Here is an 18,502-nt window from a genome sequence, read left to right as displayed (position 1 = left end):
CCCCTTATTAGTTCTATTCTTTGTTAGTGTAACATAAATAAGGGGAATTATGGTATTAAAAACAGTATCGAATATTACGGTTTTCGAAACTATCAGTGGTTTTTTGGAAATATTAATATTAAAATAAGGGTATTGCTTATGTAATTAAGGGGGCTATTTCATTGAATCAAGACACATTACAATTATTTAAAACATTAACAGAGTTACCAGGTGCACCTGGTAATGAACATGCAGTTCGAGCTTTTATGCGTGAGGAATTATCAAAGTATGCTGATGAGATTGTACAAGATCAATTAGGTGGGATTTTCGGATTAAAAAAGGGTGACGAGAACGGGCCACGTATTTTAGTAGCAGGACATATGGATGAAGTAGCGTTCATGGTAACACAAATTACAGATAACGGTATGATTCGTTTCCAACCATTAGGTGGTTGGTCAAATCAAGTGATGCTTGCACAGCGCGTTGATATTTACGGCGACCAAGGTGTGATTCCGGGTGTTATTAGTTCGGTACCACCACATTTGTTAACACCTGAGATGGCAAAAAAACCGACAGAAATTAAAAATATGTTAATTGATGTCGGTGCAGATGATAAAGATGATGCAATGTCGATGGGTATTAAACCAGGTCAATCGATTATTCCAACAAGTCAATTTGTTCAAATGGCAAATCCAAAAAAAATCATGGCAAAAGCGTGGGATAATCGCTATGGCTGTGGTTTAGCAATTGAACTTCTAAAAGAAGTAAAAGATGAAAAATTACCAAATACATTATATTCAGGCGCGAATGTAATGGAAGAAGTAGGGCTTCGCGGTGCAAAAGTTTCTGCTAATATGATTAAACCAGATTTATTCTTTGCGCTTGATGCAAGTCCAGCAAATGATGTAACAGGTGACCGTAATCAATTTGGTCAGTTAGGTAAAGGGGCATTATTACGTATTTTTGATCGTACGATGGTGACACATAAAGGCATGCGTGAATATATTTTAGATACAGCAGAATCAAACAATATTCCATATCAATATTTTGTATCACCAGGTGGTACAGATGCAGGGAATGTTCATATCTCAAATAATGGTGTACCGTCTTCTGTTATTGGTATTTGTTCACGTTATATTCATACACACGCTTCAATTATTCATACAGACGATATTGATGCAGCAAAAGAATTAATCGTGACACTTGTACGTAATGCAGACCGCACAACATGGGAAACAATCCAACAAAATGGTTAAATAATTTTGAAAGAAGAAGTCGTGAACGGTTGCGATTTCTTCTTTCATTTCTTCAAGTTACATGAAAGATGTAGGAGTGATGAATGTGAAGATTGCAGTAGGAACAAAAAATAAAGCAAAATTAAAAGCAGTGGAAACAGTAGTCAATCGTACACTCATCGAAATTTTAAGTATCACTGGTTATGATGTAGACTCAGGTGTAAGCGCCCAACCTTTTTCAGATGAAGAAACGCGTCTTGGTGCGATTAATCGAGCAAAGCAGACGTTACAGACATCAAGAGCAGACCTTGCCTTTGGGTTAGAAGGCGGTGTGAAGTGGATTGGTAAAGAACTCTACTTATGTAATTGGGCAGCTCTTGCAACAAAGGAACGTACTTATACAGCAGCAGGTGCGCAAATTCCGCTTCCACTTGAAATCGTTCAAGCATTAATCGCAGGCGAAGAGCTTGGACCCATTATGGACTGTTACACAAAAGAACAAGATACGAGACAACACGCAGGTGCGATTGGTGTATTTACAGATGGATTAATTGATCGTGCACAGATGTTTGAACCAATTGTGGAAATGTTAGTAGGACAGTATCGTTATTGGTCGAAACAGTAGAGTTGCAAAGGAATAGATGGTACAGTTAGAATGAGGAAGTCCTATATTTGATACGGAGGTTAGAAAAATGAAAACATTACAAAGTGTAGAGCAATTTGAAACAATCAAAGCACAAGGCAAAACGGTCTTTGTATTTTCAGCAGACTGGTGTCCAGACTGTCGTTTTATTGAGCCCTTTATGCCAGCTTTGGAAACAAAATTTAACGATTTTGAATTTGTATTAGTAGATCGTGATCAGTTTATCGATTTATGTATCGAACTTGATATTTTCGGTATTCCAAGTTTTATCGCTTACAAAGATGGTCAAGAAACAGGTCGCTTTGTATCAAAAGATCGTAAAACACAACAAGAAATTGAAGAATTTCTTCTTGCACAATAATGGAGTGATGACATGAAAGCACCTGAATTAATTCAAGCGTTGAAAGAACGTTTAGGTGAAGATACGTATGCGTGGGAATTAGATGGGAAGACGAATAAACTACGCATTGAACATCGAGCGTTACAAAAAGGTATGGACTTAATGCTTGGCGATGTACTGAATAAGTACGAACAACGTCAAGAAGCTGCGATTGACGAGGTCGTATATATTATTGAACAAACTTTCGAAGCGATGTTACGTGAACAGGCAGAGGGATTTGGGCAAAATATTACGATTTATCCAGCCATTCGCTCTGGTTCATTCCCGAAAAAAACAAAAGACGGCATTCCTTTCATTACAGAAAAGCATACGGCTGAAACGACGATTTTTTTTGCGCTTGATTTAGGAAATACGTATCGTCTAATTGATGAGAGTATGCTCGGTCAATTAAATTTAACAGAGACACAAGTAAAAGAAATGGCGCGTTTTCAAGTACGTTCTTTAAAAACGGATGTCAAACAAGATGAAGTCGCTGGCAATGTATTTTACTTCTTGAATCATAATGATGGATATGATGCAAGCCGTATTTTAAACGAAGCTTTCCTACAAGAGATGGCGAATAAAGTTGAAGGTGATATGACTGTTTCTGTACCACATCAAGATGTACTCATTATTGGAGACATACGAAATAAAGAAGGATATGATGTTTTAGCACAGATGACGATGCACTTCTTCTCAGTAGGTGCTGTGCCCATCACATCATTATCATTCATTTACGAAAACCAAAAATTAGAGCCAATATTCATTATGGCGAAAAACAGTGTGGAAAAGGAGAAAGAATAAGCAATGATCGCATCATATAATAAAGAACATGTCGGTGACGTGTTACTAGTAGAACTATCAACAGAGCCAGCTGTAAAAACAATTGTGGAACGTCGCGGTGACGTCGCAGTTTTAACAGAAGAGGCTACTTCAGAAGTGAAGGGCTTCAACTTATTTAATGCGAGTGAAAAAATGGATTTAGACGGTGTTGTAGGGAATGTCGATATTACAAAAGAGTTTGTACAATCACTGGAAAAAGCACTAACAGAAGCAGATGTACAAATTGATTTACATGTTGATTTTTCACCAAAATTCGTTGTTGGTCATATTCTTGAAATTGAAAAACATCCAAACGCTGATAAATTACACATTACAAAAGTAGATGTAGGGGAAGCAGAACCACTTCAAATCGTATGCGGCGCACCAAATGTTGCACAAAACCAAAAAGTTGTTGTCGCAAAAGTCGGTGCAGTGATGCCAACAGGTATGGTAATTAAAGAATCTGCACTACGTGGTGTTGATTCGTTTGGTATGCTTTGTTCGGCTCGTGAATTAGCAATTCCAAATGCCCCACAAGTAAAAGGAATTTTAGTTTTAGAAGACAGCGCACAAGTAGGTACTGCTTTTAAAGCATAAAGTGAAAAAAGAGGGATTATGCACATGTGTAATCTCTTTTTGTATATAAAAATTTTTGTCTGAACATGCGATTTTCTTCCGAAAAAAGATGAAAATTACAAAAAAGATTACTTTATTGGGAAAAAAGATGTTTAAATTCCGTGTCAGCGTTGCACCATCTGCTTTATAACTGATAAAATAAAGTCAATTATTTGGAAATGAGTTGATTGGATATGAAATGGTTTAAAAACCTTTTTAATAAAGTAACAGATGAAGATGGACAAGAGATGTATGGTCGAAATACATATGAAGAAGCAGAAGAAGATTTTTCTGATGAAGTCTATGAAGAACAACAGCGAGAAGAACAGCCAAAAATATCTAAAGGTAATTTTCGATTCCCATTAATAGACGATGTTGTTACGGATTCTTCTACTCATTCAAATGAAGTGAATCAATTAACCAAACAACCTGCAGTTGAGTCTAAGCCATTACGTTTAAATAGAGGTACAACGCCAGTAAGTTCAAAAGAGCATTACTCACCTTTTACAGCGCCAGGTAATTCGCAACACGTTGCACATGGTATGTCACGTGAACATTATAATCCGTTTAAAAAATCAAGTACGCCTACTACAAAAGTGGAGATAAAAGACGAACCAGCAATGAAACCACAATTAAATAAAACACCAGTGCCAATCGAGCCAGCGGTACAACCGAAAAAACGGTTTGTACCAAGTGATGTACCATCACCAGTGTTTGGATTTAAAAAGCCATCGACACTTACGCCGTATGAGCGAAAGGTACAGGAGCGATTACAAGCAGAGCGTAAGAAAAATCGTGGTACTTTGGCAGATCAATTAGTGCAAAATCGTGTGCGTAGAGAAGAAAGATTAGAAGCGAGTCGTGTATCTGTTCCAACTACGCCAAAGCCTACAGAACAAAAACCAACATCTTTAACGATAAAAAAACAGGATGAAATATTAGTGACATTGCCAAAATTGGAACCAGTAGTGCATGAGCAACCTAAAACGGTTCAAAAAGATGAAGTCGCAAAAGTCACTACAACAAATGAAGTTGCTGAGATAATCTCACCTTCTGAACAAGTAGTGGAAGAAGCAGAAGTAGCATTGCTAGTTCAAGAGAAAGAAACGATCGAGTTAGCAACAGCTGAAGTAGAAGAACTCGTACAAGAGCAAGTGCCAGAGCGAGAAGAAGTAGAAGAACTCGTACAAGAGCAAGTGCCAGAGCGAGAAGAAGTAGAAGAACTCGTATCAGAACAAGTAACAGCTCAGACGCCAATAGAACCCCCAGTAAGAGAAAGAAGTAAGACACCGATTAATGTGGTTATGTTGAAATCAGATAAAGAAAAGTTACAACAAGCACAGGCGAAGGAAATCATTCTACCAAGCTGGAAAGATTCCAAAGCACCTACAAATCGTTACGCTGTACCGTCAGTAAAGCGAACTACAGAAGAGTCAGTAAAAGTAGAAGATGAGGATTCACCCACCAAAGCTTTAGAAGAGATACCATTACCAAGTACAATTGAAGCAGTAGTAGCTGAAGAAGTACAAGAAAAGATCGAATGGCAAGTTTACGATGAAACATTGCAGCTGTTACGTGAACCAGAATTCCAACAAGCTGATGTAGAATGGATGGAAGAACAGGGGCAGTTATTAGTTGAGGTATTGTCAGAATTTAATGTTCCAGCAGAAATTGAAAATATCGTACAAGGTCCAACTGTTACACAATTTGAAATTACAGTTGGTCATGGCGTGAAAATAAGTAAAATTAAAAATCTTTCGGATAATCTAAAGTTAGCACTTGCTGCACGTGATATTCGAATTGAAGCACCAATTCCAGGGAAACGTTCAATTGGTATTGAAATACCGAATGCAAAAGCAAGACCAGTTAGACTATCAGAAATTGTGGGTAATAACAGTTTTAGAGATTCTAACAAAGATTTAGAAGTAGCTTTAGGACTCGATATTACAGGTCAACCTGTAACATTTGATTTAAGTGAAATGCCACATGGATTAATTGCTGGAGCAACGGGTTCAGGTAAGTCCGTCTGTATTAATTCCATTTTAATTAGCTTGTTAATGAAGGCGAGTCCGCAAGATGTCAAGTTGATGTTAATTGATCCAAAAATTGTTGAGTTAGCTGTATACGATGAACTACCGCATTTAGTAAGTCCTGTAATTACAGATGTAAAAGCAGCGACAGCCGCATTAAAATGGGCAGTAGATGAAATGGAACGTCGTTATCAATTATTCCATCATATGAAGGTTCGTCATATTACACGCTATAATGAAATCATTGAAGAACAAAGAAGATTCTCATTAAAAATGCCGTATCTTGTTATAGTAATTGATGAGTTAGCAGACTTAATGATGATGGCTCCAGCAGAAGTAGAAGAATCGATTTGTCGTATTGCACAAAAAGCACGTGCATGCGGAATTCATTTAGTACTTGCTACACAAAGACCATCTGTTGATGTCATTACAGGATTAATTAAATCGAATATCCCAACACGTATAGCATTCTCTGTATCATCTCAAATTGATTCACGTACAATTATTGACTCACAAGGGGCAGAACGTCTTTTAGGACGCGGTGATTTATTGTATTTAGGGTATGGTAAATCAGATACGGTTCGTTTACAAGGAACGTTTGTAACAGATGAGGAAATTGAACAAATTACAGCATATATTCGTTCATTAGGTAAACCAAATTATGCTTTCGCACCAGAGGAGCTTGTTCAAAAAGTAGAACAGGCAGAAGAGCAAGATGAACTATTTGAGGAAGTCTGCCGTTCAGTTGCAGAAGAAGGTAGTGTATCCATCTCATCTTTACAACGTAAATATCGCATTGGTTATAATCGAGCAGCACGATTAGTAGAAATGATGGATGCTCACGGTTTTGTGTCAGAAGCAAAAGGAACGAAACCACGTGAAGTATTTTTAACACCAGACCAAGTCGATTCAATCTTCCAACAGTAATACGAAAATCACTCTTATATGTTGAAAAGTTTCGCGAAATATAGGTATATGGAAGTAAAATGAACGGAAGTTTTTGAAATGATTCGTTTCGTGCTATAATATTAGATGTTTTGAAAAATCAATGAATCTATTACTCTAAATAACAATTAAGAACGATGAAAAAAAGAGAGTGAAAAACAGACTCTCAGGAGGTTTCAACATGACATTATATCATTTTACTGGAATTAAAGGTTCTGGTATGAGTTCATTAGCACAAATTTTATTTGATTCTGGTGAGAAGGTACAAGGATCTGATATAGAAAAACATTTCTTCACTGAGGAGCCACTACATGAACGTGGTATTCGTGTGTTACCTTTCGATGCGAATAACATTGAAGAAGGTATGACCGTCATTGCAGGAAATGCTTTTCCAGATGATCACGTAGAACTTGTGCGTGCAAAAGAATTAGGTGTCGAGGTCATTCGTTACCATGAATTTTTAGGGAATTATCTTGAAAAATATACATCTGTAGCAATTACAGGCGCACATGGTAAAACATCTACAACAGGTTTGATGGCACATGTACTAGCAGGTAATGAACCGACATCTTATTTAATTGGTGATGGTACAGGACGAGGAGCAGTAGATGCAAAAAACTTCGTAATGGAAGCGTGTGAATATCGTCGTCATTTCTTAGCATACCACCCAGATTATGCGGTTATGTTAAATATTGATTTTGACCATCCAGATTATTATACAAGTATTGACGATGTATTTAATGCATTCCAAGAGATGGCACTACAAGTAAAAAAAGCCATCATTGCATGTGGTGACGATGAAAACTTACAACGTATTCAAGCAAATGTTCCAGTTGTTTATTATGGCTTTGGCTCTGAAAATGACTTTGAAGCACGCAATCTTGAAAAAGATACGACAGGTACGACATTTGATGTATTCGTTCGTAATGAGTTTTATAGTCAATTTCATATTCCATTATTCGGAGATCACAATGTTTTAAATACATTAGCTGTTATCTCTCTATGTGAGTATGAAGGTATTCCAGCTACAATGATTCAAGAGCAATTAAACACATATCATGGTGTAAAGCGTCGTTTTTCTGAAACAATCAAAGGCGAGCAAATATTAATTGATGATTATGCACATCATCCAACAGAAATTCGTGCAACGATTCAGTCAGCACGTCAAAAATATCCAAATCGTGAAGTGGTAGCAGTATTCCAACCGCACACATTCTCACGTACCAAAGCGTTTTTAGAGAACTTTGCTGAAAGTTTAAGTGGAGCAGATTGTGTTTACTTATGTGATATTTTCGGTTCTGCACGTGAAAATGCGGGAGAATTAACGATTGAGGACTTAGCAGCATTAATTCCAGGAAGCCACGTATTACGTACAGAAAACATTGAAGATTTAAAAGCACATGAAGAAGCTGTATTTTTATTTATGGGTGCAGGCGACATTGGTAAATTCCAAAAAGCATTCGAAGAAGTATTGGTGTAAATTAGGAGAGGTATGGAGTTATTCCAGCCTCTCCTTTTCTTTTGTATTAAATTTTTTAAAAGAATATTTGCTTACGATAATGATATTGTTGGAAGGATTTAGAGAAAAATAGTAGAATATAGATATCACACAATGTTTAGGTAACGTAAAATTGTGGAAATTTGAGTAGTATTACCATGTAGGAGGGGAAAAACATGATTAGCATTCTCTACATCGCAGCACTTATTTTTGCGATCGCCGTATTAGTGCTATGTATCAGCTTAGCTGTAACACTAAGTTCTGTGAAAAGAACATTAACTAGTGTTGCAAAAACAATGGAAGGTATTGAAGGTCAGGTGCAAGGCATCACAAAGGAGACAGAAGTATTACTTCATACAACAAATGCACTTGCAGCAGATATTCAACATAAGTCAGAACAACTGAACTCATTAGTTGGTGCAGTAAAAGGTTTTGGTGATTCTGTATCTGGTTTAAACCATACTGTACAAAATGTTACATCTACAATTAATACAAGTGTTGACCAAAATCGCGATCAAATTGCGAATGTGGTACAATGGGGTACAACCATTTTAAGTCTACGTAACAAAATGAAGAAAAATAAAGTTGTTAATTAGATAGAGGAGGAACTTGCATGTCAGGATCAAAATTAAACTATAGTGAAGTCCGTGAACAATTAGAAAATACAGGACAGTCGCTTTATTTACCCGAAACATACGTATCAAAACAAGATGCACTTTATGAAGATAACTCATCGTGTACAAGTAGTAAAGATTTTGTGATTGGCGCATTCGTCGGTGGTGTAATTGGAGCAGCAGCAGCATTATTTTTAGCACCAAAATCTGGTAAAGATTTACGTAATGACGTGAAAGTGAAAAGCTCTGACATCACTTCACAAGCAAAACAAAAATCCTCAGAATTAACGAAAAAAGTGCAAGAGCAAGCTGCACCTGTCGTAAAAAAAGTACAGGAACAAGCAGCGCCTGTTGTAAATAAAGTAAAATCATTAAAAGGTAACAATGTTACACCACCTTTAGACGATGGAACTGCATTTGCAGATGGTGAAGATCAAATGGAATTCATGGAAACTGTTGAGAATACAATTCATGAATATGAAAAAACAGAAAAAGATCAACACTAATTTAAAAGTAGATTGGATATACGTATGAAATACGACTAGATCTAATTATAAGAAAAATCGGAATCGCGTTATGCGGTTCCGATTTTTCTTTACGAATGCTAAAAAAAGTAGAATGAAACGTGTTGCCTCGATCACTTTTTTATGAATTCTTCTTCAAATTTAAACGAGTGTTGTGGGAATTAATTGTAGAGTAAGCGTATCTCCACCAAAAACAGGTGCATCAAATTGAGCTTTTTCACCATTTCTAAGTAGTTCAAACGTTCCTTTGAAATCACGTGGTAACGACCAATTCGTATATTTAAAAACGTCTTGGAACGTCCATTGACTATATTCGATTTGAACGAATTGAATACGATCTCCAATTGATAAGATCGTATCGAGTGAACATTCTTGTCCATTCACATAGATATTATATAGCGGTCTTTGTAAGACAATTTCTTCCTGTTGGAATGTAAGTTGGCATTGATCGAGTAAAGTCATATTTAATTGCTTTGTAAAATCTTCTACTGTAGGTTTGATTGCTTCTTGTAATAGGATATGGTCACCATCTTGTAAAATATGGTGTCCTTGTACAGTTAAACCATTTACAGTTAGTTGAGCTTGAAAAGCAGTCATGTTAAGTTTTTGGTCATTTAAGTAATAATAAGTTGGTTCATTGTAATGAGCGCTATGTTCAAAACCAAACTGTTGTAATGCTTCTTCTACCGTTGTATCTGTTGAAACAAAAATGACATCGCCTTCTTGTAAAGCAGTTTCCTTATTTGCCGGAACGCCATTCACAAGAATTGTAGAAGAAATGGTATAGGTTTGATCATTAACCTTAATAACTTTATTAGATGCTTCATCTAATAAATCAGCAATTGTTGCAGTTGCAGGTTTACCATCTTGTCCTTCAATCAATTCAATAAAGTCACCATTTTCAATTGTTGCCTTCATAGATGCTTCTTCTCCGTTAATTAAAATACGTGTTGGGCTTCCTAGATTGCCAGGTATATGGATTGTCTGTCCATTTAATTGAACCGACATCGCAAGACCTGGTTTACCGTATAGTTTGGAAGCAACAATATTTGCAGCAAGTAGCGCGTCTGTTACAGTCATTTCTTTTAATTCAAAAAGACGCACAACTTGCTCGTTGACAGTAAGTGACATGTATTTAATCGGTGTATTTTGTGCAGCAATCGCAATACCGATTGGTGTCACTAACTCTGGAGTAACTGGAATATGGTTTTCTCGTGTTAAATTTTGAATGGCATTTAAATCACGTACCGCTACACGTTGGTCAGGTAAATCAAGCGCTAGACTAATTTCTTTTGTAATATTTGGTGTTAAACTACCGCCACCAATTAATAAAACAGCTTTTGGTGACTGACCAGAGTTGAGACGTTTTATTTCCTGGGCAATATTCGTCGAGAGATGTTGAATGGCTCCCTGAATATGTGAAATTACTTCAGTTGAATGGATTTGTTGTTCAAAACCTAAAATATCTGTAATCGTAACATGTTCTGAAACAGATAGTTCTCTTTTTACAGTTTCAGCAACAGGGAAGTCTAATAAGTAATGATCACTTAAAGCCTCTGTAATCTCATCTCCAGCTGTTGGAACCATTCCGTAAGCTATAACTGTACTTTGATCTGTAATGGCAATATCGGACGTTCCAGCACCTATATCAACGAGTGCAACATTTAAACGTCGCATCGAAGGGGGAATGAGTGCATTAATTGCTGCAATCGGCTCTAAAGTTAATCCATCCATCTCTAAATTTGCACGTTTTAAAGCAGCAATCAGTGATTCAACCACTACACGTGGTAAAAATGTGGCGATGACTTCGATGGAAGCTTCTGTACCTTGTTGATCGATTAAGCTACCGATTTCCTCGCCATCTAAACGATAATAAAGAACAGAGTAGCCAACACAATAATAATGGCTCCCTTTTAAATCTTCCTTATGTTCTAGCAATTTTGCTTGTGCTTCTTGTACAGCAGCTAATTCAAGTCGGTCTATATCCGTTTCTGTTAGTGCAGGACGATGTTGAATGGATAGCTTAGAGCTTGCTTGTTCTGTTTTTAAAGAACGACCTGCAGCAGCGACAGATACTTTCGTAAGAGGACCATGCCTTTCTTCTAATTCTGCTTTCACTTGTGAAATGACATTTGCAACATAGACAACATTATGTATTTGTCCATCAACCATTGCGCGCTCTTTATGCTCTTTAGAAATCAAATCGACAACATGATAACCTTCATCAATCTGCTCTAATATAATACCGACAACCGAACGCGTTCCGATGTCTAGTGCGAATAATTTTTCTGTCATTTTTGTTTACACATCCTTTGCTCGATTATTGCGAAATTTTGCGAAATAAAACCTTTTTACTTTTTCGCGTTGAAGCGTTAAAGAAAAAGTTCGTGACTTTTAAGAATGGATTGCTTATAATACATGTATATCATAAAATGTATCATACATTTCAGTGGGCTGGAAGTACTAGATACGTAAGGAGAGAGGAGAACGGTTATGAGTCATGAAATTTTAGAGAACTTAAGAAATCAAGTAGACGAAATCAACTTAGAGATTTTAAACTTGATTAACAAGCGTGCAGAGCTAGTTGAAGAGATTGGTAAAGCAAAGGAAAAGCAAGGTGTTAACCGATTTGATCCTTTACGTGAACGTCACATGCTCGATTTAATTAAAGAAAATAATCAAGGACCGCTAACAGAAGGTGCGGTTAGTCATATATTTAAAGAAATTTTCAAACAAGCATTAGATTTACAGCAAACGAATACGAAAAAAGAATTACTTGTATCTCGTAAACGTAAAAAAGAAGATACAATCGTTAATGTGAATGGAGAACCCATTGGTACAGGAGCGCCATCATTTGTATTCGGTCCATGTGCAGTAGAATCTTACGAACAAGTGGATGCAGTCGGTGCAGAAATTGCGAAAAAAGGTTTGAAATTAATGCGCGGTGGTGCATACAAACCAAGAACATCACCATACGATTTCCAAGGACTTGGATTAGAGGGGTTAAAAATTCTAAAAGAAGTTGGTCAAAAATACGGTCTAGGTATTGTATCTGAAATTGTTACGCCAACACATTTAGAAGAAGCATTAGACTATGTAGATGTTATTCAAATTGGTGCACGTAATATGCAAAACTTTGAATTATTAAAAGCAGCAGGACAAACGAATAAGCCAGTTTTATTAAAACGCGGTTTAGCAGCAACAATTGATGAGTTCATCCATGCAGCAGAATACATTATGTCAAAAGGGAATGAGCAAATTATTTTATGTGAACGTGGTATTCGTACTTACGAAAAAGCAACACGTAATACATTAGATATTTCAGCTGTCCCAATTTTAAAACAAGAAACACATTTACCTGTATTTGTAGATGTTACACATTCTACAGGTCGTCGTGATTTATTATTACCATGTGCGAAAGCAGCAATTGCAATTGGTGCAGACGGTGTGATGGCCGAAGTACACCCAGATCCAGCAGTAGCGCTATCAGATTCGCAACAACAAATGGACTTTGAAACATTCGATGCATTCTATGATACATTGCAAACATTCATGAAAACACACGATATTAAAGCATAATTTGTAAGTGGCGATTCGAAATCCTTTGAATCGTCACTTTTTTGCTTGACTAGCTGTTGAAAATCGTTGACACAATATATTATGATTAGAAGTAGTTCGAAAAAGGAGGGTCATCGGTGACCGTAACAATTTATGATGTTGCACGTGAAGCAAATGTTTCGATGGCAACGGTATCTAGGGTAGTCAATGGGAATCCCAATGTAAAACCTACAACTAGAAAAAAAGTATTAGAAGTAATTGATCGTTTAGAATATCGTCCAAATGCCGTTGCACGTGGCTTAGCAAGTAAGAAAACGACAACAGTGGGCGTTATTATTCCTGATATTTCAAATGTATTCTATGCAGAGTTAGCACGCGGAATTGAGGATATTGCAACGATGTATCGTTATAATATTATCTTATCCAATTCTGATCAAAACGAAGCAAAAGAAATTGAATTATTGGATACAATGTACGGAAAGCAAGTAGATGGGATTGTGATGATGAGTGAAAATGTATCAGAAGCCATTCTAGACAAAATGAGTCATTCACCATCACCAATCGTTTTAGCCGGTTCTGTTGAAGATTCTAAGCAGATTCCAGCTGTGAATATCGATTATGTACAGGCAGCATATGAAGCAGTGAAAAAATTAATTAATAACGGTCATAAGCGTATTGCCTTCGTATCGGGACCATTCACATCAACAATTAATAAAGAGCATAAGTTTGTAGGCTATCAAAAAGCATTAGAAGAAGCAGGGATTGCACTGGATGAAAATCTTGTATTAGCAGCAGAAGATTCTTATGATAGTGGGATGGAAGACTTTGTGCATGCAAATGAAGTAGCAGACCCACCAACAGCTTATTTTACAGGTAGTGATGAGTTAGCGATTGGCATTATTCATGCAGCACAAGATGCTGGTAAGTCTGTACCAGATGATATTGAAGTGATTAGTTTTGAAAACTCAAAATTAGCACGTATGGTACGTCCACAACTCACAAGTATGGTCTTACCACTGTATGATATCGGTGCTGTATCGATGCGTTTACTTACAAAAATTATGAACAAAGAACAGACAGAACAATTACAAGTTGTTCTGCCACACCGTATGGAAGAAAGAAATTCTACAAAAGCATAAAATATAAAAGACAGGAATCACAAATACTCGTGATTCCTGTCTTTTTAATTTTGGCGAATCATGTATAATGCTTTTTCAAGTGTTTGTTGGTTTTTCTCTGTAATTTCTTCTTTACGTGGGATTGATTCATATAAATCTTCAGGATCTTCCCATGTAGGTATGAGTGTAACAGGTGCTTCTTTTTGCCAATTGTCTAACCATTCTTGTGGAATAGCGCCTGTTGGAACTTGTTGATTCGTCATCGCAAGCCATACCATTGACCATGCACGCGGAACAACTCGCCAGATATCATAACCACCGCCACCAACAGCAATCCAACGACCTTCACAAAATTCATGAGCTAGTTCATGGGCGATTTTTGGTATGGATTCATATGTTTTAATTGTACTGTAAAGATGTGTAAGTGGATCGAAATAATGGGCATCTGCACCATTTTGAGTTAAAATAACATCCGGTTTAAAGTGTGCAATGACTTCTCGAATGGCTGTTTCATAGACTTCTAAAAAAGAGCCATCTTCTGTAAAAGCATCGAGCGGAATATTAAAGGAAGTACCATATCCTTCGCCATTTCCACGTTCTGTTACCGCACCCGTTCCAGGAAATAGGTAACGTCCTGTCTCATGAATGGATAATGTACATACATTCGGATCGTCATAAAAGCTCCATTGTACACCATCTCCGTGGTGTGCATCTGTATCTATGTAAAGTATGCGCGCATCATATTTTTTTTGCATATATTTGATGGCAACCGTACTATCATTATAAATACAAAAACCCGAAGCTTTTCCATGAAAACCATGATGTAATCCACCACCAAGGTTGAGTGCATGATTTGTTTTGCCTTGCATCACATAATCACAAGCTGTAAGCGTACCACCTACAAACATGGCACTTGCTTCATGCATATTTTTAAAAATAGGTGTATCTTCTGTACCAATACCGTAAACTTCACCCTCACCATTACGCAATTCACCATGACCTGCTTTTTTGACAATATCAATATAAGCAGCATCATGACCGAGCAATAATTCTTCATCCGTAGCAACACGCGCTTTTTTAATTTGTTCGGGTTGAAGTGCATTAATCTGCTTTAGTAAATCCATTGTTAATTGAAGACGTTTTTGATTAAAAGGATGTGTTTCTGAAAATTTATAATCAAGTTGCTCTGGTGAATAAATAAAGACTGCATCTTGTTCTAAAGGTCCATTCCTAGTGTATTTGGCCATAACACATCAAATCCTTCCTTACGTAATGCACGAATGATTGGAACAGGATTCATGCTTTTTACACGAATCGAGATTACCTGATGATTAGGAGAAATATCTGGGTGTAGTAAGATACTTAAAATATTTGCATTATATTGTGCAATCACGCCAGTAATTTCATGTAAAATCCCTGCCTCATCTTTAATTCGTATATCAATTCGTGAACTTGGTTTTGTCGCACCTGTCAATTCAATGTAATTATAAAGTAAATCACTATCTGTTAAGATTCCAACTAACTTTTTATGACTAATAATCGGTAAACAACCAATTTTGTGTTCATAAAATAGAAGGGCAACTTCTTCGACAAAATCGAGTGGATGTCCAACTAAAGGGTGTCTAGTCATAATTTCTGAAATAGGTGTTTGAAGAATTTTTTTTTCTTCATCTTGATTCAATAAATGCGTAATTGTATTTTTAATATCGCGTTGTGCAACTAAGCCAACAAGTTGTTTCTGTGTATTAACAATTGGTAAATGCCGAATCTTTTTTTCGCGCATTAATTGGTTAGCATCTTGTAAGGTATGCTCAGGTGTAAGCGTAAAAACATCTTTTGTCATAATTCTTTCAACAATCATGATGATTCCCTCCTTTACTTAATACATCAAACGATTTGAAAAACGTAAACGATCAAATTTTTCAATACTTGCACGGTCTACTCGACTACCAATACGTGCCATAAGACAGTTTGCAGGATGAGCAGAAATTTCAGGATCGTCTGTTGCATAATATTCTAGTCCGCCTTCATTCATCATTTTCTCCATAACTTTGCGATAATCCCATACATTTAACCCCGTTCTCTTTAAATCCCAATGCCAATAATATTCAGTTGTAATGATAATATAGTCTTCCATCGCATCATCTAACATTGAAACACGTAGCATTGCTTTTCCTAAACCATTACCTCTGAAGTCATTAATCACTTCGATTGCACCTAGCTCAATTAAATTTTCCATATTGCCTTCAGCCCATCGTTCAAGTGGGTCTGGATAGACGAATGTTGTATAACCGACGACTAGCTGATCTTGTCTGCACACAATGATACGACCTTCGGGTAGCTTTGAGATGCCCAAAATAGCTTTAAATTGTTGTGGTGCTGGACGAAATGCAGCTAAATCTTCATGAAATGTCATTTTTTCTAAATTTTCAGGTAATACAGGGCCTTCTACTATGACTGGGCCACGCGAGGTATCGATGATTTCAGAATAAAATGTACGAATATGTTCCAATGTCCACCGCTCCTTTTCGATACGTTTGTTTTTTATTATACATCATGTGAAAAGAAAAAAATAACGTAAATGAGAAGAAATGATAGATTAGTGAGGAAATGTGTACAAAAAAGGATATTCGTTCTAAAAGTATAATTTTAACTGAAATTTGCTATTTAAATTCGAAAAATCCTTATTTTTTCGAATTATTCAGTCAATTTTATATATTCTATTATAATACAGTTTTATTTGTTATATAATAAAATAGTGTTAATCGAACAAGGGGGTTAAAATATGAGAATTGAACCACTAGTAGCAACGAAGGGTGATTTTAATCTTGTAGATTATGACAAAGAAAAAGCCACATTCAATTGGGAGAAAGTGAATGAAGTTTTTTCATGGAGCACAACAAGTCTTGTCAATTTGGCGCATGAAGCAATCGACCGCCATGCTGATTCAGAAAAAGAAAATCGTATTGCTTTATATTATGAAGATGCACATCGAAAAGAAGCCTATTCATTTGGGGAAATGAAAAAGTTATCTAATCGAGCAGCAAATGTATTTTCAAATTATACAGATTTGAAAAAAGGGGATCGCTTATTTATTTTCATGCCACGCACACCAGAGCTTTATATTGCTTTACTTGGGGCGATTAAAAAAGGTGTTATCGTTGGACCTTTATTTGAAGCTTTTATGGAAGTAGCAGTGTATGATCGTCTATATGATAGTGAAGCTTCGGTTTTAGTAACGACACCAGAGTTGTTACCGCGTGTTCCAGTTGATCGACTACCACATTTGAAAAAGATTTTTGTAGTAGGAGAAGAAATCGAAGAAACAGAACAAATTTTTGATTTTAATCGATTAATGGAGCAAGCTTCGGATCAATTCTCAGTAGAGTGGGTAACGCTAGAAGATGGGGCTGTTCTACATTATACGTCTGGTTCAACTGGTAAACCAAAAGGGGTTTTACATGTACACAATGCAATGATTCAACAATATCAAAGCGCTAAATGGGTTTTAGATTTAAAGGATGATGATATTTATTGGTGTACAGCTGACCCAGGTTGGGTAACGGGAACAGCTTATGGCATTTTTGCACCATGGTTACATGGTATTTCGATGGTCATCGTTGGGGGACGATTTTCACCGGAAGCTTGGTACGGTGCATTAGAAAAGTATAAAGTAACGATATGGTATAGTGCGCCTACAGCATTTCGAATGTTAATGGGGGCAGGTAATCATGTGGTTGAACAGTATGATTTAAGTCATGTACGTCATGTATTATCTGTAGGGGAGCCATTAAACCCAGAAGTTATTAAATGGGGAAAAGAAGTGTTACATCATCGTATTCATGATACATGGTGGATGACGGAGACAGGAGCGCAGATGATTTGTAATTATCCTTCAATGGATATTAAGCCAGGTTCTATGGGAAAACCATTACCGGGTATTGAAGCGACAATTGTAAATGATCAAGGAATAGAAGTACCACCGTTCACAATGGGGAACTTAGCGATTAAAAAGGGGTGGCCATCAATGATGCGCCAAATTTGGAATAATCCAGAACGCTATGATTCGTACTTTTTAAAAGACGAATGGTATGTTTCAGGAGATTCCGCTTATATGGATGATGAAGGTTACTTCTGGTTCCAAGGGAGAATTGATGATGTGATTATGACAGCCGGAGAGCGTGTCGGACCGTTTGAAGTAGAGAGTAAATTATTAGAACATCCTGATATTGTGGAGGCCGGTGTTATTGGAAAGCCGGATCCAGTAAGAGGGGAAATTATTAAAGCTTTTATTGCATTACGTGAAGGTGTTACACCAACACCAGAGCTTGAGGCGAATATTAAGGATTTTGTAAAGAAGGGTTTGGCGGCACATGCAGCGCCACGTGAAATTGAGTTTAAAGAGAAGTTACCAAAAACAAGAAGTGGTAAAATCATGCGTCGTGTATTAAAAGCATGGGAATTAAATTTACCGACAGGTGATTTGTCTACAATGGAAGATGATTAAAAAATTATATGTGTAATAATAAAAAAATCGCGATG

Annotated in this window: 16 protein-coding genes; 12 read left to right on the top strand and 4 right to left on the bottom strand. The window is 36.7% G+C overall.

From position 1 onward, the window contains the following. The first annotated feature begins 161 nt into the window (after nucleotides 1-161). The 9 genes from MHB75_RS08105 (at nucleotide 162) to MHB75_RS08065 (ending at nucleotide 9,266) form a co-directional block, all read left to right on the top strand. Nucleotides 162-1,235: a M42 family metallopeptidase gene (locus MHB75_RS08105; protein WP_087680417.1), complete on the top strand. Its 1,074-nt coding sequence runs from the start codon at nucleotides 162-164 to the stop codon at nucleotides 1,233-1,235. Between the two features lie 61 nt (nucleotides 1,236-1,296). Further along, a complete protein-coding gene (locus MHB75_RS08100) occupies nucleotides 1,297-1,839 on the top strand; it encodes a DUF84 family protein (RefSeq protein WP_340997006.1) in 543 nt (180 codons plus the stop codon). Nucleotides 1,840-1,906: 67 nt separating this feature from the next. Continuing rightward, on the top strand, nucleotides 1,907-2,218 hold the full coding sequence (locus MHB75_RS08095) for a thioredoxin family protein (protein WP_141273777.1): 312 nt from the start codon (nucleotides 1,907-1,909) through the stop codon (nucleotides 2,216-2,218). A gap of 12 nt (nucleotides 2,219-2,230) precedes the next feature. Beyond that, complete coding sequence (locus tag MHB75_RS08090) at nucleotides 2,231-3,040, top strand: DUF1444 family protein (RefSeq protein WP_340997004.1); 810 nt, start codon at nucleotides 2,231-2,233, stop codon at nucleotides 3,038-3,040. Between the two features lie 3 nt (nucleotides 3,041-3,043). Beyond that, nucleotides 3,044-3,655, top strand: a complete 612-nt coding sequence (gene ytpR, locus MHB75_RS08085) for a YtpR family tRNA-binding protein (RefSeq protein WP_340997002.1) — start codon at nucleotides 3,044-3,046, stop codon at nucleotides 3,653-3,655. Between the two features lie 212 nt (nucleotides 3,656-3,867). After that, entirely contained in the window at nucleotides 3,868-6,630 is a 2,763-nt protein-coding gene (locus MHB75_RS08080; protein ID WP_340997000.1) for a DNA translocase FtsK, read from the top strand. Between the two features lie 199 nt (nucleotides 6,631-6,829). Further along, nucleotides 6,830-8,128: a UDP-N-acetylmuramate--L-alanine ligase gene (gene murC, locus MHB75_RS08075; RefSeq protein ID WP_141273773.1), complete on the top strand. Its 1,299-nt coding sequence runs from the start codon at nucleotides 6,830-6,832 to the stop codon at nucleotides 8,126-8,128. 194 nt (nucleotides 8,129-8,322) lie between these two features. After that, a complete protein-coding gene (locus MHB75_RS08070; protein WP_340996999.1) occupies nucleotides 8,323-8,742 on the top strand; it encodes a DUF948 domain-containing protein in 420 nt (139 codons plus the stop codon). Nucleotides 8,743-8,759: 17 nt separating this feature from the next. Continuing rightward, complete coding sequence (locus MHB75_RS08065) at nucleotides 8,760-9,266, top strand: YtxH domain-containing protein (protein ID WP_068451820.1); 507 nt, start codon at nucleotides 8,760-8,762, stop codon at nucleotides 9,264-9,266. Between the two features lie 159 nt (nucleotides 9,267-9,425). On the opposite strand, the gene pilM is transcribed toward MHB75_RS08065, so the two are convergent. Continuing rightward, entirely contained in the window at nucleotides 9,426-11,579 is a 2,154-nt protein-coding gene (pilM, locus tag MHB75_RS08060) for a pilus assembly protein PilM (protein WP_340996998.1), read from the bottom strand. A 198-nt stretch (nucleotides 11,580-11,777) separates the two neighbouring features. Here pilM and MHB75_RS08055 point away from each other — a divergent pair, with 198 nt between their 5' ends. Further along, nucleotides 11,778-12,863 carry a bifunctional 3-deoxy-7-phosphoheptulonate synthase/chorismate mutase gene (locus MHB75_RS08055; protein ID WP_141273769.1) on the top strand — a complete coding sequence of 362 codons (1,086 nt, stop codon included), beginning with the start codon at nucleotides 11,778-11,780 and terminating at the stop codon, nucleotides 12,861-12,863. Nucleotides 12,864-12,979: 116 nt separating this feature from the next. Beyond that, on the top strand, nucleotides 12,980-13,981 hold the full coding sequence (ccpA, locus tag MHB75_RS08050) for a catabolite control protein A (RefSeq protein ID WP_340996995.1): 1,002 nt from the start codon (nucleotides 12,980-12,982) through the stop codon (nucleotides 13,979-13,981). A 44-nt stretch (nucleotides 13,982-14,025) separates the two neighbouring features. On the opposite strand, the gene MHB75_RS08045 is transcribed toward ccpA, so the two are convergent. Genes MHB75_RS08045 through MHB75_RS08035 form a run of 3 tightly spaced genes read right to left on the bottom strand, consistent with a single transcriptional unit; the run spans nucleotide 14,026 to nucleotide 16,472 of the window. Next, nucleotides 14,026-15,207: an acetoin utilization protein AcuC gene (locus tag MHB75_RS08045; protein WP_340996994.1), complete on the bottom strand. Its 1,182-nt coding sequence runs from the start codon at nucleotides 15,205-15,207 to the stop codon at nucleotides 14,026-14,028. Then, on the bottom strand, nucleotides 15,177-15,821 hold the full coding sequence (locus MHB75_RS08040; RefSeq protein WP_340996992.1) for a CBS and ACT domain-containing protein: 645 nt from the start codon (nucleotides 15,819-15,821) through the stop codon (nucleotides 15,177-15,179). Before MHB75_RS08040 ends, MHB75_RS08045 begins: the two co-directional genes overlap by 31 nt. An 18-nt stretch (nucleotides 15,822-15,839) precedes the next feature. Then, nucleotides 15,840-16,472, bottom strand: a complete 633-nt coding sequence (locus MHB75_RS08035; protein ID WP_141273765.1) for a GNAT family N-acetyltransferase — start codon at nucleotides 16,470-16,472, stop codon at nucleotides 15,840-15,842. A gap of 273 nt (nucleotides 16,473-16,745) precedes the next feature. Between MHB75_RS08035 and acsA the strand changes: the two genes are divergently transcribed. Continuing rightward, nucleotides 16,746-18,467 carry an acetate--CoA ligase gene (gene acsA, locus MHB75_RS08030; protein ID WP_340996990.1) on the top strand — a complete coding sequence of 574 codons (1,722 nt, stop codon included), beginning with the start codon at nucleotides 16,746-16,748 and terminating at the stop codon, nucleotides 18,465-18,467. The last annotated feature ends 35 nt before the right edge of the window (nucleotides 18,468-18,502 follow it).

The organism is Kurthia sp. FSL E2-0154 (assembly GCF_038003625.1).
GTDB classification, from domain to species: Bacteria; Bacillota; Bacilli; order Bacillales_A; family Planococcaceae; genus Kurthia; species Kurthia gibsonii.
The sequence above is the reverse complement of the archived record's forward strand: the minus strand, read 5'-3'. Positions and strand labels throughout refer to the sequence as shown.

Excerpts from the sequence above, each read along its gene's own strand:
- MHB75_RS08100 (WP_340997006.1), top strand. The coding sequence starts at position 1,297 with ATGAAAGATGTAGGAGTGATGAATGTGAAGATTGCAGTAGGAACAAAA.
- MHB75_RS08095 (WP_141273777.1), top strand. The coding sequence starts at position 1,907 with ATGAAAACATTACAAAGTGTAGAGCAATTTGAAACAATCAAAGCACAA.
- MHB75_RS08090 (WP_340997004.1), top strand. The coding sequence starts at position 2,231 with ATGAAAGCACCTGAATTAATTCAAGCGTTGAAAGAACGTTTAGGTGAA.
- ytpR (WP_340997002.1), top strand. The coding sequence starts at position 3,044 with ATGATCGCATCATATAATAAAGAACATGTCGGTGACGTGTTACTAGTA.
- MHB75_RS08080 (WP_340997000.1), top strand. The coding sequence starts at position 3,868 with ATGAAATGGTTTAAAAACCTTTTTAATAAAGTAACAGATGAAGATGGA.
- murC (WP_141273773.1), top strand. The coding sequence starts at position 6,830 with ATGACATTATATCATTTTACTGGAATTAAAGGTTCTGGTATGAGTTCA.
- MHB75_RS08070 (WP_340996999.1), top strand. The coding sequence starts at position 8,323 with ATGATTAGCATTCTCTACATCGCAGCACTTATTTTTGCGATCGCCGTA.
- MHB75_RS08065 (WP_068451820.1), top strand. The coding sequence starts at position 8,760 with ATGTCAGGATCAAAATTAAACTATAGTGAAGTCCGTGAACAATTAGAA.
- pilM (WP_340996998.1), bottom strand. The coding sequence starts at position 11,579 with ATGACAGAAAAATTATTCGCACTAGACATCGGAACGCGTTCGGTTGTC.
- MHB75_RS08055 (WP_141273769.1), top strand. The coding sequence starts at position 11,778 with ATGAGTCATGAAATTTTAGAGAACTTAAGAAATCAAGTAGACGAAATC.
- MHB75_RS08045 (WP_340996994.1), bottom strand. The coding sequence starts at position 15,207 with ATGGCCAAATACACTAGGAATGGACCTTTAGAACAAGATGCAGTCTTT.
- MHB75_RS08040 (WP_340996992.1), bottom strand. The coding sequence starts at position 15,821 with ATGATTGTTGAAAGAATTATGACAAAAGATGTTTTTACGCTTACACCT.
- acsA (WP_340996990.1), top strand. The coding sequence starts at position 16,746 with ATGAGAATTGAACCACTAGTAGCAACGAAGGGTGATTTTAATCTTGTA.